The 14,132-nt window shown below is 55.2% G+C and carries 11 protein-coding genes, 1 tRNA gene and 1 pseudogene; 5 read left to right on the top strand and 8 right to left on the bottom strand.

Going from position 1 to position 14,132, the window contains the following annotated elements; genetic code table 11:
• Window positions 1-104 precede the first annotated feature (104 nt).
• The 7 genes from pheP to C1N69_RS05385 form a co-directional block, all read right to left on the bottom strand.
• The gene (gene pheP, locus C1N69_RS05415; RefSeq protein WP_155030796.1) at window positions 105-1,493 is read right to left on the bottom strand and encodes a phenylalanine transporter; all 1,389 of its coding nucleotides are present in this window, start codon (window positions 1,491-1,493) and stop codon (window positions 105-107) included.
• Window positions 1,494-1,595: 102 nt separating this feature from the next.
• Entirely contained in the window at window positions 1,596-3,569 is a 1,974-nt protein-coding gene (locus C1N69_RS05410) for a PhoX family protein (protein WP_155030795.1), read from the bottom strand.
• A 127-nt stretch (window positions 3,570-3,696) separates the two neighbouring features.
• The gene (locus C1N69_RS05405) at window positions 3,697-5,883 is read right to left on the bottom strand and encodes a TonB-dependent receptor (RefSeq protein ID WP_155031903.1); all 2,187 of its coding nucleotides are present in this window, start codon (window positions 5,881-5,883) and stop codon (window positions 3,697-3,699) included.
• Window positions 5,884-6,067: 184 nt separating this feature from the next.
• Complete coding sequence (yahO, locus tag C1N69_RS05400) at window positions 6,068-6,343, bottom strand: DUF1471 family periplasmic protein YahO (protein WP_025759522.1); 276 nt, start codon at window positions 6,341-6,343, stop codon at window positions 6,068-6,070.
• 150 nt (window positions 6,344-6,493) lie between these two features.
• Entirely contained in the window at window positions 6,494-7,525 is a 1,032-nt protein-coding gene (locus C1N69_RS05395) for an ABC transporter ATP-binding protein (RefSeq protein ID WP_155030794.1), read from the bottom strand.
• Between the two features lies 1 nt (window position 7,526).
• Window positions 7,527-9,101: an ABC transporter permease gene (locus C1N69_RS05390; RefSeq protein ID WP_162299933.1), complete on the bottom strand. Its 1,575-nt coding sequence runs from the start codon at window positions 9,099-9,101 to the stop codon at window positions 7,527-7,529.
• Between the two features lie 19 nt (window positions 9,102-9,120).
• Entirely contained in the window at window positions 9,121-10,137 is a 1,017-nt protein-coding gene (locus tag C1N69_RS05385; protein WP_155030793.1) for an iron ABC transporter substrate-binding protein, read from the bottom strand.
• 476 nt (window positions 10,138-10,613) lie between these two features.
• Here C1N69_RS05385 and C1N69_RS05380 point away from each other — a divergent pair, with 476 nt between their 5' ends.
• From C1N69_RS05380 to C1N69_RS05370, 3 genes and pseudogenes are all read left to right on the top strand, one after another.
• Window positions 10,614-11,438 carry an RNase A-like domain-containing protein gene (locus tag C1N69_RS05380; RefSeq protein WP_167514957.1) on the top strand — a complete coding sequence of 275 codons (825 nt, stop codon included), beginning with the start codon at window positions 10,614-10,616 and terminating at the stop codon, window positions 11,436-11,438.
• Between the two features lie 30 nt (window positions 11,439-11,468).
• Window positions 11,469-11,738, top strand: coding sequence for a contact-dependent growth inhibition system immunity protein (locus tag C1N69_RS05375; RefSeq protein WP_155030792.1), 270 nt, complete (start codon window positions 11,469-11,471; stop codon window positions 11,736-11,738).
• 156 nt (window positions 11,739-11,894) lie between these two features.
• Window positions 11,895-12,113: pseudogene (locus C1N69_RS05370) on the top strand (tyrosine-type recombinase/integrase); the annotation flags it as partial.
• Between the two features lie 15 nt (window positions 12,114-12,128).
• Here C1N69_RS05370 and C1N69_RS05365 read toward each other — a convergent pair.
• Window positions 12,129-12,205 (bottom strand) — tRNA-Arg (locus tag C1N69_RS05365).
• Window positions 12,206-12,484: 279 nt separating this feature from the next.
• Between C1N69_RS05365 and C1N69_RS05360 the strand changes: the two genes are divergently transcribed.
• Both C1N69_RS05360 and C1N69_RS05355 read left to right on the top strand, forming a co-directional pair.
• A complete protein-coding gene (locus C1N69_RS05360) occupies window positions 12,485-13,183 on the top strand; it encodes an EAL domain-containing protein (RefSeq protein WP_155030791.1) in 699 nt (232 codons plus the stop codon).
• A gap of 24 nt (window positions 13,184-13,207) precedes the next feature.
• Window positions 13,208-13,924 (top strand): helix-turn-helix transcriptional regulator, encoded by a 717-nt coding sequence (locus tag C1N69_RS05355; RefSeq protein WP_025756110.1) that lies wholly within the window; start codon window positions 13,208-13,210, stop codon window positions 13,922-13,924.
• Window positions 13,925-14,132: the final 208 nt, after the last annotated feature.

Here is a 14,132-nt window from a genome sequence, read left to right as displayed (position 1 = left end):
GTGCTTTGTAGGCCCGGTAAGCGTAGCGCCACCGGGCTTGAAGACGGGTGCGGTCTGGTGCCCTCACCCCGGCCCTCTCCCACAGGGAGAGGGAGAAAACCGTGCTACTTTTTCCGCGAGAGCTTGAACGCGATAAACAGGAATACGACCCACACCGGCAGCAGCAGCGCGGACAGGCGCATCGCATCCATGGTGCACATCAGCACCAGAATCAGCCCGAGGAAGGCGATACAGAGGTAGTTGCCCGCCGGGTAGAACAGCGCCTTAAACTGCGTCTCACGCCCCTTGCGGCGCATGGCGGCGCGAAAGCGCAGGTGCGCCAGGCAGATCATGATCCAGTTCAGCAGCAGCGTGGCGACAACCAGCGCCATCAGCAAACCAAAGGCAGATTTCGGCAGCAGGTAGTTAATCAGCACCACCAGCGAGGTAATGGCCCCTGAGAGCAGCAGAGAGTTGACCGGCACGCCACGGCGGCTGACGCGGGTGAGGAACTTCGGCGCATTGCCCTGCACGGAGAGACCAAACAGCATACGGCTGTTGGAGTAAACGCCACTGTTATACACCGACAGCGAGGCCACCAGGATAACGAAGTTCAGCACCGAGGCTACCACATTGCTGTTCAGATCGTGGAAAATCATCACAAACGGGCTGCTGTCAGATTTCACTTCCACCCATGGATAAAGCGCCAGCAGCACGACCAGCGAACCGATGTAAAACAGCAGAATACGGTACACCACCTGGTTGACCGCTTTCGGAATGCTTTTATGCGGATCGCGCGCTTCAGCGGCGGTGATCCCAATCAGCTCCAGCCCGCCGAACGAGAACATAATGACCGCCAGGGAGAGGATCAGCCCCTTCCAGCCCGTGGCCAGGAAGCCACCGTGCTGCCAGAGGTTGTCGATGGTCGCTCGTTCGCCGCCGTGACCGGAGAACAGCAGCCACAGGCCAAAGCCGATCATGCCTATAATCGCCAGCACCTTAATCAGCGCGAACCAGAATTCGGTTTCACCATACAGGCGTACGTTCACGAGGTTGACGGCGTTGATGATAATAAAGAAGGCAGCGGCCCAGACCCACGTCGGGACATCGGGCAGCCAGTACTGCATATAGATGCCTGCGGCGGTCAGTTCGGCCATTCCCACCAGCACAAACATCACCCAATAGTTCCAGCCGGAGAGGAAGCCTGCGAACGGACCCCAGTATTTATACGCAAAGTGTGCGAAGGAGCCTGAAACCGGCTCTTCAACGACCATCTCGCCAAGCTGGCGCATGATCAGGAAAGCGATAATGCCGGCAATGCCATAACCCAGCAGCACCGCCGGACCGGCCATCTGAATGGCAGGGCCGATGCCGAGAAACAGCCCGGTACCGATTGCGCCGCCAAGGGCAATTAACTGAATATGTCGATTTTGCAAACCACGTTGCAGCGTCGGATTCTGTTCCGACGAAGCTTCAGTGCTACCGTTGCCTGAAGCGGATGACGCGTCTTTCACGTCCTACCCCTGTCTCTTTTTTAGAAGGGGCACGTTTTAACACTTCATGCTGGCGGTAGCAAGTTTAACGCCGGGGCACGTTATGCACCCGGCGATGAAAGGTTATGAGCCGATGATCCCGCCATCCGCTTTGGTGATCACCACCGTTGAGGAACGCGGGCGTCCGCTCGGGTTTGCATCTGGCCAATTGGAGACGGCACGCGGATTGGCCGGGTCGGTAATATCATCCCCGCCCTCCCCCGGATGTTGAATATTAATGAACAGCGTCCGGTTGTCCGGCGTAAACGCAATCCCGGTGATTTCACACCCGCGCGGTCCGGTCAGGAAACGGCGGTACTCATTGGTACCCGGAATGGTGGCCACCATCTGGTTATTGCCCATCCCCTCGTAGGCTTTCTTGTTAATGGTGCTGGAAGAGACGTCGGTCTGGATCCACAGTACCCCCTGGTGATCGAACGACAGGCCATCGGGGCTGCCGAAGGCCGCCCCCTGCATCGAACCTTTGGCCTTCGGATCGTCACTGTCGGTACGCCCGGCCATCACCAGAATATCCCATTTAAAGCGTGTGGCGGCAGGATCGGCCCCCTCTTCGTGCCAGTGCATAATATGACCAAACACGTTATTAGCGCGCGGGTTGGCGGCATCAACCGGCGCCTTACCCTCCTTCCCGCGATCGCTGTTGTTGGTGAGCGTACAGTAGACGCTGCCGCTGGCGTGCGGGTCGACCGCTATCCACTCGGGGCGATCCATTTTCGTTGCCCCCACCACGTCAGCCGCGAGGCGGGTTTTAATCAGCAGATCGCCCTGGTTTTCAAAACCGTGGTCTTGATCCAGACCATTTTGCCCGAAGATCAGCGGCAGCCAGTCGCCGCTGCCCTCCTCGTTGAAGCGGGCAACGTACAGCGTGCCGGACGTCAGCAACTGCATATTGGCTTCACGGTTTGCAGGATCGTATTTTTTGTCCGAGACAAATTTATAGATGTACTCAAACTTCTGGTCATCCCCCATATAGACCACCACGCGGTTATCGGCGGCGAGCGTGACGGCTGCCCCTTCATGCTTGAAGCGGCCCAGGGCGGTGTGTTTACGCGGCGTGGAGGCCGGGTCGTAAGGATCAATCTCCACGACCCAGCCGAAGCGGTTGGGTTCATTGGGGGTTTTATCGACGTTAAACCGCTCATCCACTTCGTTCCAGCGGTAGGAGTCATCGCTGTCGCTGATGCCGTAGCGTTTTTCCAGCGGGTTGAGATCGGCTTTTTTGACAAAAATATCCGACCAGTTCTCCTCGCAGGTGAGATAGGTGCCCCACGGCGTATGTCCGTTGGCGCAGTTTTGCATAGTGCCCAGCACGCGCTCCCCTTGCGGATCGGCGGCGGTTTTCATTAAGTCCTGATGCCGTGCCGGACCGGTAAGCGCCATCGGGGTATTGACGGTAATACGGCGGGCATAAGAAGAGGGACGAACGACCTGCCAGTCGCTGCCCGTTTTCTTCACCTCCACCACCGACACGCCCATCGCGTTCTGTCCCTTACGGGCTTTATCGAGACTCCAGTTCGCCGTGCCGTCGGTAAACAACATCCCGTTGTCGATGTATTCATGGTTCAGCGCCAGCAGGCCATGCGCCGGGTTTTGCTCCCCTTGCGGCAGACTAAACCACGCCATACCGTCGTGGTGCATGCCCGCCTGCACGGCCTGTTCGTCCGTGGTATTGCTGGCGTCCGGCTTAAACGCCGGCATGTTATCTTTGATACCCGTCGGGTCGCCCCAGCGATAAAACGGGCGGGCAATATAGCCTTCCGGCACCCTGACCGTATCTTCCGTAGAGACGTCGATGCTGGTAAAGCCCAGGGAAACCGCTTTTGCCAGCGCGGAAGGCTGTGATACCGCGGCAATGGCGTTTTCGGGTTTGATCAGAAAGGGGAATGAAACGGCAGCGCCCGCCACGGCGCCCATCTGTAAAAAACGGCGGCGGGAGAGAAACATCTGCGCAACCTCGGAGAATACCGGGTTAGCGCTGCGGTTATTGATTTCGTCGCGATGTTCTTTTTTAAATACGGATTTCAGAGGTCTGCCCATAGCGGCTTCCTGTCATTGGCCAAGAGGTAAGGAGTTGGCGACCAGTCTAAGAAGCTTTTATTACAATTTTATAACACGATGAGGGCGGTGTGGGGCGTCCCTGCCCCGGATAACGAGGGTGGAACGCTTAGAACGTGTAGCCAACCGAGACCTTAAAGGTGCGCGGCTCGCCCTGCGTAATATAGGTACCGGAATCGTCCACGCTGGCCCAGTAGTTTTCATTGGTCACGTTGTCGATGCCTGCACGTACCGTCATCTGGTTTTCGTTGTGATTTACCGCGAAGCGATAGCGCATCCCCAGATCCAGCGTGGTGTAACTGTCGAGCTTTTTGCTGTTCGCGAGGTCGGCATACTGCGTGCCGGAGTGGTTTACGCGGGCGGTGGCGGTCAGCCCCTCGATCGGCTTGATGTCATATTCCGCGCCCAGCACGGCGTAAAAGTTCGGGACACCAATGGCATCGTTACCCTGGTTGAGACCGTTGTTGGTTTTGGTCAGCTCCGCCTGCAGCCAGGTGGCGCTGGCGTTGAGGCGCATCCCCAGCATCGGCTCGCCGAAGACATTTAGCTCCACGCCGCGGTTGCGCTGCTCGGCGTCCAGGCCGTAATGCTTCGTCTGGCTGTCGAGAATAGCGGAAGGCATTTTGATTTCGAACAGCGCCAGAGAGCCGCCCACGCGACCGAAGTCGGCCTTCACGCCCACTTCGTTCTGTTTAGAGTGAACGATACCGGTGCTCTGCCCGTAGTTAATGGCGGTGTCAGGGGCGTTTTTACCCGGCTGCAGCGCTTCGGTATGGTTAGCATAAAGAGAGATCTGCTCCCACGGCTTGTAGACCACGCCGTAGGTTGGCATCCAGCGGCTGCCGTCGAAGCCATCGGCATCGTTTTCCGCGCCGGTCACTTTGTTATACCCGCGAATGACCACTTTCTGATAACGTGCCCCGGCGGTAAACAGCAGCGTGTCGTCCAGCACGCCCAGGGTATCGCTCAGCAGCCAGCCCTGCGTGCGGGTGCGTCCGCTGGTCAGCGGATCGCTGTATTTGCCGCCCAGGCCGTTGAAGTTTGAGCTGTCCGGCATATCAACCCCGGTGTTGTGGTAGATATTGGTGGTCGGGTTGTCTGCCGCCGCGGACATTTTCCACGCGATTTTTTCGTTTTTGGTCATCGCGGAGTAACCCACGTTCACCTTGTGCGACACAAAGCCGGTCGTAAAGTGACCGCGGATCCCCGCCATCCCACTGACGGAATCGCTGATGCGATTGGTATCAAGGCGGCTGACCGTGGCCTTTCCGCTTTTGTCCAGCAGCTTCGGTGCGCTGTAGGTCCCTTCTTCATGAGCGTGCTGCGCGCCGAGTCCGGTATACGCCGTCCAGCTGTCGGTGATGTCGTATTCGCTGCGCCACATCCCGAATTCGTTCTCGATGTTGCTGTAGGCCCACTTCTGGGAAATGTTGCGATCGTTTTTCGGGGGCTCCGGCACAAAATCCACCGCCGAAATATTGACGCTGGTCGGGCTGCCGTGGAAGGTTTTCTTCTGGTAGCCGAGATCCAGCGAGGTGCGGAAGTTGTCACCTTTGTAATCCAGACCGGTGGAGAGCAGCGTGGTGCGGCGGCGATCGTTCGGTACGCCGGTTTCCCCTTCGCGATGGACCAGATTCACCCGCGCGCCAAACTGGTCGTTGTCGCCGTAGCGACGGCCCGCATCCAGCGTGGTGCCAACCTGGGAATCCGAGGTGTAGTCCACGCCGACTTTCGCCTGCGGGAGTTCGCCGGCGTGTTTTGGCTCAAGGTTGATCATTCCGCCCACGCCGGAGCTTGCCGCGCCGTTCATCAGGGCGTTTGCCCCTTTGAAGATCTCAATCCGCTCGACCATCTGCGCATCCACCACCTGACGCGGAAGGACGCCGGACAGCCCGCCAAAGGTCATATCGTCCCCGTCAAACTTCAGGCCGCGGATGCGGTAAGTTTCCGCGCTGTTGCCATACCCCTGAACGTATTGCACGCCAGCGTCATTAGCGACCACATCGGCAATGGTTTTCGCCTGCTGATCGTCCACCAGCTTTGCGGTGTAGCTGATGATATTAAAGGGTACATCCATGGCATTCTGCTCGCCGAGCATCCCCATACGCCCGCCGTTCGCCACTTGTCCGTCGAGGAAGGCCGGCACAAGCTGGTCGCCGCCGGGGGTAAAGTCGCTGGCTGGTGCCGACTGCACAACGAGAGTCTCTTCTTTTTGATTATCCGCCGCGTAAGCGGAATGTGTCGCCGCACCGACGGCGAGCGCCAGCAGCGTTTTATGTAATCTGGTGTTGTTCATCATTAACCCATTTGAAAGTGCGCGCAAAAATGACCCGTGAGCGGGCCTTAGAATCTATTGGTTGCAATGCAAATGAGAACTATACGCATTATCTATGCGTTAGCAAGTGTCACCGCGTTCATACGGGAGGCGTGGTAAGCGATGAGGGGAATAGCCACCCCGTGTTGGGGTGGCTGCAGTGACATTACTTTTTCTTGTAAATATTGGCCGTACCGTGAATTTTATTGTTGGTGTTCCCGGAGGTGAGCACCAGGACATCAGCGCCTTGCTTATCGGCTTTCTCGATCAGTTCTTTTTTAGCATCATCGATAGAGACTTCACCTGAGGTGTTTACCGTACCGATTTTCTGATATTGAGACTCAACTTTCTTAAACTCCTCCTTCGTCAGAAGCTCAGCAGCGAAGGCATGAGTTGTAAAGAAAAACGCAGTTCCCAACAAAACAGCAATTGTCTTTTTCATAACCTTTTTTCCTTGAGATTAATCAGCAACAACGAAAAGCCCCACTCATTATGGTGAGGTTTTATGAGCATGGTAGATAAACTCAGGTAATGCCATAGGTCATGGAAAATTCTTTTATAACAACCCGTTGCATGAAATTACTAACGAATATTAAGAATATTCAAATACCCGCGCAGTGCCAGCAATATCAATGCGTACCGCGGTGCCAGGGTTCCATCCTGGCTGGCTTACGGTTTTCAGAACCACGGGTTGTTGCTCCCCGGCTAACGCAAGGGTGAGCGTCGACAACTGGCCGGTAAAGTCCACATCAAGGATCGAGATCGGGCTTTCATGCGCGGCACATGCCGTCACGCGCAGCTGCTCAGGACGCAGCATCACGCGGCCCTGCCCTGTTGCTTGTGTGTTGTCCGTTGGCACCTCACCCAGCGCGCACACGGCATAACCGGCAGCAAGCTGAGCAGGCAGGATCACGGCATCGCCAAGAAACAGCGCCGTCTCTTCGTCAACGGGACGGGTGTAGACCTCATAAGGGGTCCCCACCTGCGTGAAACGCCCGGCGCGCATTACGGCCACCTGTGTGGCAAAGGAGAGCGCTTCGTTCTGATCGTGGGTGACCAGAATCGAAGCCACGCCTGCTTCCGCCAGCAGATCGGCCGTGGCTTTACGCGTCGTGGCGCGCAGGCCGGTATCCAGCGCTGAGAACGGCTCGTCCAGCAACATCAGTGAAGGACGCTGGGCCAGCGCACGCGCCAGCGCCACGCGCTGCTGCTGTCCGCCGGAAATCTCATGCGGCCAGTGCGTCGCAAGCTGCCTGTCCAGAGAGACCATCTCCATCAGCGCCTCAACGCGCTGGCGTTTCTCGTGGCGGGTGCCTTCCAGCCCCCAGGCGATGTTATCTGCCACGTTAAGGTGCGGGAACAGCGCCCCTTCCTGAGGAACAAAACCGATCCGGCGCAGGTGGGCGGGCACAAAACGGTTTTCATCGAACAGCGTTTTTCCCTGCATGACAATGCGCCCGGTATCGGGCGTTTCAAACCCGGCAAGGATCCGCAGCAGCGTGGTTTTACCCGACCCGGATGGCCCGACGATCGCCGTCCTGCTTCCCGGCGCAACGCTCAGGTTCAGGCTGTCGAGCACCTGCGCATCAGCGAACGATTTAGAAATGGCGGTTAATTCAAGCATGTCATAGCCCTGCAATTTTTTTCGACTGCATATAGAGAATGGCGGTCAGCGGGAGGGAAATCAGGATCATCAGCATCGCGTAAGGCGCGGCTGCAACATAGTCAATTTCGCTGGTCAGCGCCCAGAATCCGGTGGAGAGCGTGCGCGTGCCCAGTGGAGAGAGCAACAGAGTGGCGGTCAATTCATTGCTGACGCCGAGGAACACCAGCGCGGCACCCGCCGCCGCACCCGGCGCGGCCAGCCGCATCGTGACGCTCCAGAGCGCCTTCGCGGGCGTGCTGCCAAGACTGCGCGCCACGTTCTCCAGCTCAACCGGCGCCTGAGCAATCCCCGCCCGCAGGTTAATGAGCGCCCGTGGCATAAACATCAGCAGGTAGGCAAGAAACAGGGTAACTTCCGTCTGGTAAATGGGACGGGCGTAATGAATGGTGACGGTGACCAGCGCAAGCGCCGTGACAATCCCCGGCAGCGAGCTGGTGATATAGATACATCCTTCCAGCATCCGGAAGATGCGGCGCGGATAGCGGATACCGAGCCACGCGATGGGGATCACGCACGCCGTGGTCAGCAGGGCTCCGCCCACGCCGAGCATCAGCGTCTGGCGCAGCGAGTGCCAGAGATCGGCGCTCAGCCAGTTTTGAACGCCGCCGAGCCAAATCCAGCGACACAGAACAATTAACGGTACACCCAGCGCCAGCACGATCAACATGATGAAAAACAGCTGACCCAGCGCGGCGGCTGCAGGCTTCAGCGGCCAGCGCTTCTGTTCACGGGCGGCCCCGGCACCGATGCGCGCATAACGTGCTTTTCCGCGCGTCACGCCTTCCAGCACTAAAATAGCCAGGCAGCACAGGGCCAGCACGCCCGCCAGCATGTTAGCGGCCGGGCCACTGAAGGTAGACTGAAACTGGTCATAAATGGCCGTCGTGAAGGTGTCGAAGCGAATCATCACGTACAGGCCATATTCCGCCAGCAGATGCAGCGCCACCAGCAGCGCACCGCCGCAGATAGCGAGTTTGAGCTGCGGCAGCACCACGCGGAAAAAGACCCGCCACGGCGGAGTACCGAGTGACGCAGCCACGTCTTCGAGCGTCGGGTCCAGGCGACGCAGCACCGCCGCAACCGGCATATAGATAAACGGATAGTAGGCAAGGACAGAGAGGAACACGCCCGCAGAGAGCCCATGCATGGACGGGACAACGCTCACCCAGGCATAGCTTTGCACAAACGCGGGGATGGCCAGCGGGGCGACCGCCAGTGCGGACCAAATCCCCCGCCCGGCAAGCTGCGTGCGCTCGGTGAGCCAGGCAATGGCCACGCCCGTCACGATGCAAAGTGGAACCGCAAGGGCCGTCAGCCACAGCGTGTTGCTGAGCAGCTCAGCCACACGCGGGCGGAAGACCAGCGCCTTTATGGTTTCCCAGCCCGTCTCAATGCCAATGGCAATGATAAAGCCCAAAGGCAGAAGCGCCATTAATGAAAACAACACAGCTAACGCAACCATCGGCAGTGCAGGACGCCTGCGGGCAGGCTCCTGCACTCTGTTTTTTCCGATGTCGAGACTCAGACCAGACATAACACCTTCACTTTCAGGATCACAGCAGGCCGGCTTGCGTCATCAGCTCGATAACTTTTTTACTGTTGAGCGTTGAAGGCTCTACTTTCGGGGCATCAAGATCTTTCAGCGGAACCAGTTTCGGGTTTGAGGCCGCGTTCACGCCCACGGCGTATTCAAAGGCATTATTGGTACGCAGACTTTCCTGCCCTTCTTTACCGGTAATGTATTTAATGAAGGCCTGCGCCTGCGCTTTATGTTTGCTGGACGCCAGCACACCACCGCCAGAGAGGCTAACAAACGCGCCCGGATCCTGGTGTTTGAAGTAGTAGAGTTGGGTGTTTTTGCTGTTTTCGCCCGTTTTGGACTGATCGACAAAGCGGTAGTAGTGATAGATCACGCCGCCATCGATCTGGCCGGCATTGACCGCTTTCATAACGGTGCTGTTGCCTTTATAGGCAACGAAATTGGCTTTCATCGCCTTGAGCCATTCCAGCGTGGCCTGCTCGCCTTTCAGCGCCAGCATTGCGCTCACGATGGCCTGGAAATCCGCGCCTGATGGTGATGCTGCCCAGCGGCCTTTCCACTCGGGTTTCGCCAGGTCCATCAGCGACTTAGGCAGCTGCTGTTCGCTCAGTTTTGCCGGGTTATAGACAAACACCGTGCTGCGGGCCGCGATGCCGATCCAGCGACCATGCGCCGGACGATATTCTGCCGGCACCTGCTTCAGGGTGTCTGCATCCAGCGGCGCAAACAGGTTGGCATTATCCACCAGCACCATTGACGGAGAGTTCTCGGTCAGGAATACGTCCGCCGGGGATGCGCTGCCCTCCTGAACCAGCTGGTTACCCAACTCGCTGTCGTCGCCGTTACGCAAAGTCACTTTGATGCCGGTTTCTTTGGTAAAACCGTCAACCCACGACTTCACCAGGTTTTCATGCTGCGCGTTGTAGACAACGATACCTTCGCTGTTATCGGCAGCAACCGATTGTGTGGAAAGGAAAAGTGAGGAAGACAACAAGGCAAGCGAGAAGCAGGACAGCAGGCGAGAATTCATGAACATATCCTTAATAGACCAACGGGAGTAACCACTCATAGCTTTGTGGGAAAGGATTAAAGCATACAACAACGCTAATGATAATTAGTATCAATCAAGTTTAAGCGTAAAAGTGTAAAATTTCATTTTCGCTGGGTTTGAAGTGATAAAAATCCAGATTTAAAAACCGGATTAATGAAAGATTAAGAAAACATTAAGCCAAAGCCTAATAAAAGATAATTAGCACTCTATTTATTAAGTGGTTATTTAAAAGAAAACGAACGCTTCGCGGGTTTCACTCCCGCCAATACGCATCGTGACGCAGGCTGTGCTAAACCGCTCAAGCCCTTCACGGTAAACAGGGTCTGCAGAACCTGATGGTGTGCACGATGAATACCTCCCTCCTCGAAAAGAACAATGCCGTAAAGAAATTCCCGCATTTGCGCAACGCACTAATACTTTTTATCATTGAGGCATAAATTAATCGGAGCATTAGTATGAGTGAAGGATTACAGGTAGTTATGTCTCCGGTTCAAATGGCAGCCGTGTTATCAGATAACACAGTAACTGAAGCGGAGACACTGCAGAATCGTTTATTGGGCGGACTCAGTGTAGCAATGAGTACTGTTGAACTGGCTGGTGCGACAATTTTGTGTGCAGCTCCAGACCCAACGATGCTAACCAAAGCGGCCTGCATTGTCGTTGGTGCGCATGGTCTCGATAGTCTCAATGCCGCTATTGATCAGGCTATTTATGGCCGAGATACCCGGACTGCGGCGTATCAGTTAGCTGTTGATACAGCTCGCTACCTAGGCGCTGATGAAAAGACCGCAATTAATATTGGACTGACTGTCGATATTGCTGTGCCAGTGGCTTTTGGTCTTACCCTCGGTGCTGTCCGCGTCGCATCAGTTCGTGTCGGCAGAATTAGACTTATCGAACATGAATCTGCTGCTGGATATAAACCCGGTGGGCATACGCTCTCTCGTCATGTAGGGTTAAGTGAAGCAGACATCAGAACAAGATTAACCAACAGACCCACACTTTCTGGAAGTAGTACTTTTTATAACAGACACATAGCTGAGGATGCCATTTCCCGCGCGCTAAAATTTAATGCGTCTTACATAAGGAACTGGGCCAAAACGGCGAGATCTGGCTCAAAATTGAACATCGATTTTTTTGCAGGCAAGGAAATTGGCTTTGGCATTGAGTCTGCTACTGGCCCTATAATCAAATCGCATAAATTGCGTGTTGTACTTGAACTTCAGTTTTATAACAACAAACCGTACTATGTACTGACTGCTTTCCCGGTGCTGAGATAAATCATGATTAATAAATTTCTGGATCATCTAATGGCTGCGTACTTTAACCAGGATTATGATTTGTTTGGCGAGACCATCGAAGAGGTGATGGAAGAATATCTGAAGTGCGAAGGACCAGAACATGCAAAGGGTCTGATTGAGGATTGCAATAATTTTATCAACAGAAATGAAGATGTGGAGCTTGAGTTTCTCAATCTGTATAGGTTCGATTTTGACCCATCATTATGGGGGATAACTGCAAAGCAGTTCCTCACGATGATATCCGCGCAGGCTTGCCGTTACCTTAATGCAGAAAAGTAAGGGCCTTGTCAGGCCCTTTCTATGTGGATTATCCCTTTCAGGATTAATATACCGGATAACTAAACAATCGAAGCCTTTATCAAACGAATTAACGTTTAAGCATAAAATTATCTAACAGCCACACAAAACCATCGACACGAACGGATAAAACTGTCACTCCGGCATACCTGGGCGAGCTGGTTAATTCAGTCCGGCATGCCGCTGTCCGTTCTGCAGGAAATGGGCGGCAGGGAGTCGATCGAAATGGTCCGTCGATATGCCCACTTGGCACCTAACCATTTAACTGAGCATGCGAAGCAAATTGACTCAATTTTTGGGGTTGATGTCCCAAATGTGTCCCACAGCGGAAATGAGGAGGAGGCGAAAGAGGCGTAAGTGCATGATTGATAATGGCACGCCCTGTAGGATTCGAACCTACGACCTACGGCTTAGAAGGCCGTTGCTCTATCCAACTGAGCTAAGGGCGCACTGAGAAGAGTGAACTTCGCGGCGGTGAAACGCGAAGAATTATACGGTCAATGGCAGGTGAGTCAATGCCTTTTCCGTTTTCTCCCCTGATTAGGGCTAGCTGATTGTAAATATGACTGTTTTTTCTCCATTCCCCCGCCTTTCTCCCGTACACTTTCCTGCTGCGAAAAGGCTTAGTTGCATTTAAGTAACGCCTGCTGTTTTCCTGAACGTCAGCTCGTCACACTAGAGAGAGGTAACCCGGCCGCCTGGAGGCTGACAGACAACAGGACAATGGAGTGACAGCGCACAACCTGATCGATACGCCCCCCCGGTTAGAATACATCTCTCAGGAGATCGTCGGCATCAAGCTTGAGCCCATCGTCGCCCTCCGCTCCATGCACCAGGTGGGGGTGGAGGTCCTCAGTGTCCTCAGTGAATCACGGTACAGTGAGGGCTTTTTCGGCGATCGGTCTGCAGAGTGGTCGATATCGCTGCTTGAAGCACAGCTTGCCGCGTTAAAAAATACGCCGCGCGGTCATAACCTTTTTATTAATCTGCCGATAACCGTCCTGACAGAGTCTGCGCCTTTTCAGCGGCTTATCAGGCTGCCTGGCGCGCCGCTCCATATTGAGATTGTCGACCCCGCAACGTTTCTGGCGCTGTCTGCCGCACAGAAGCAGCGCGTCATTGAGAATCTGATGCAGCTCAGAAACCGGGGGCACGCTGTCTGGCTGGATGACGTAGATGAGATTCTGGTGCAGTCGTTTTTATCCAGCCGGCTTCCGTTAAGCGGCATAAAAATAGATAAGGAAGCATTCTGGCGTTTACGCGACACCCCTGCGCTGAGGCAACTGGTTTCCCGCTGCTTTCAGCTTGCCGGGCACGTGCTTATCGAAGGTATTGAGACTGAACGCGATCGTACCTGGGCACTGGAGGCAGGCGCCGATCTCGGCCAGGGATATTACTGGCCGTCCTGGACATGGCCGGAGGATTAAAACGCCATTTCCAGGAGGGAGGCCATGCGAATGACAGTGCGCCGTTACCGGCGGCGGCGTACAGGAAGTGATGCACTGGGATTTACGCGCTCACCTTTTACTCCCCCCTTTTTCGACCGGCTCGAGTTTTTGAGCCAGTCCATCAGCCAGCCCCGCAAAACAGATGCCCCGTTTATCATTCTGGTGACGGAGGATCACTTCCTGCGCACCGGTTTTCTCAACGGGCAGTTTCCCCTGAGCAGCTGCTGCGACTACGCCACGCTGGACGACGCCCTTGTCGCCCAGACACAGTGGCCATCAGCCCGTCTGGTCGTCGATATTGAAAGCCGCTCCACGGGCCTTCTGGATAAACTGGATCAGCTGCGAAGGCATAGCCTGTTTCCGCCTTTCCTTACCCCCTGGCTGTTAGTCCGGGCCGATAACTACGATACCCGTCTCTTCTGCAAAGCGGCGGGCCCTTTTCATGTGCTCGAACGCCAGCTGAACGCCACAGCCCTCCAGCATAGCCTGCTGAATACCAGCCCCCCTCAGGGCTCCGACAAAGAGTGGTTCTCCCGCAACGAATGGCCAATCCTGCAGGAACTCTCCCGGGGCAAGACGCTACGTCAGATTGCCCTTATGCAGAACCGTCCCTATAGCCGCATTATCTATCGTCTCAGCTGCATTCTGCTGAAACTGGGGCTGAGCCATCGCCAGGAATTGCTTCACCTTCTTAATAACCTCTCAGACTGCACGTTTTAACCCACGCGCTAACCCCTTATTTCCTAAAGCGCTTTAGGAATTTACTTACCATTAACGTTGCAAAAATGTTAATTTTTAACATTAAATTCGAAATTAAAACTATTCCTAATTTATGGGCGCAAACCTTGTGAAATGCCACAAATTGAAGGAATTACAGTACTTTCCTCCATCCGTTAAGTGAATGGAGAAAGCGTTAACAGGATGATAA

This window comes from Enterobacter sichuanensis (assembly GCF_009036245.1).
Taxonomy (GTDB): Bacteria; Pseudomonadota; Gammaproteobacteria; order Enterobacterales; family Enterobacteriaceae; genus Enterobacter; species Enterobacter sichuanensis.
Note: the sequence above shows the minus strand (reverse complement) of the source record. Positions and strands in the feature narration are given on the sequence as shown.

Bases quoted from the DNA above. Each gene is read 5' to 3' on its own strand.
- C1N69_RS05410 (WP_155030795.1), bottom strand. From the start codon at position 3,569: ATGGGCAGACCTCTGAAATCCGTATTTAAAAAAGAACATCGCGACGAA.
- C1N69_RS05405 (WP_155031903.1), bottom strand. From the start codon at position 5,883: ATGAACAACACCAGATTACATAAAACGCTGCTGGCGCTCGCCGTCGGT.
- yahO (WP_025759522.1), bottom strand. From the start codon at position 6,343: ATGAAAAAGACAATTGCTGTTTTGTTGGGAACTGCGTTTTTCTTTACA.
- C1N69_RS05395 (WP_155030794.1), bottom strand. From the start codon at position 7,525: ATGCTTGAATTAACCGCCATTTCTAAATCGTTCGCTGATGCGCAGGTG.
- C1N69_RS05390 (WP_162299933.1), bottom strand. From the start codon at position 9,101: ATGTCTGGTCTGAGTCTCGACATCGGAAAAAACAGAGTGCAGGAGCCT.
- C1N69_RS05385 (WP_155030793.1), bottom strand. From the start codon at position 10,137: ATGAATTCTCGCCTGCTGTCCTGCTTCTCGCTTGCCTTGTTGTCTTCC.
- C1N69_RS05380 (WP_167514957.1), top strand. From the start codon at position 10,614: ATGAGTGAAGGATTACAGGTAGTTATGTCTCCGGTTCAAATGGCAGCC.
- C1N69_RS05375 (WP_155030792.1), top strand. From the start codon at position 11,469: ATGGCTGCGTACTTTAACCAGGATTATGATTTGTTTGGCGAGACCATC.
- C1N69_RS05355 (WP_025756110.1), top strand. From the start codon at position 13,208: ATGCGAATGACAGTGCGCCGTTACCGGCGGCGGCGTACAGGAAGTGAT.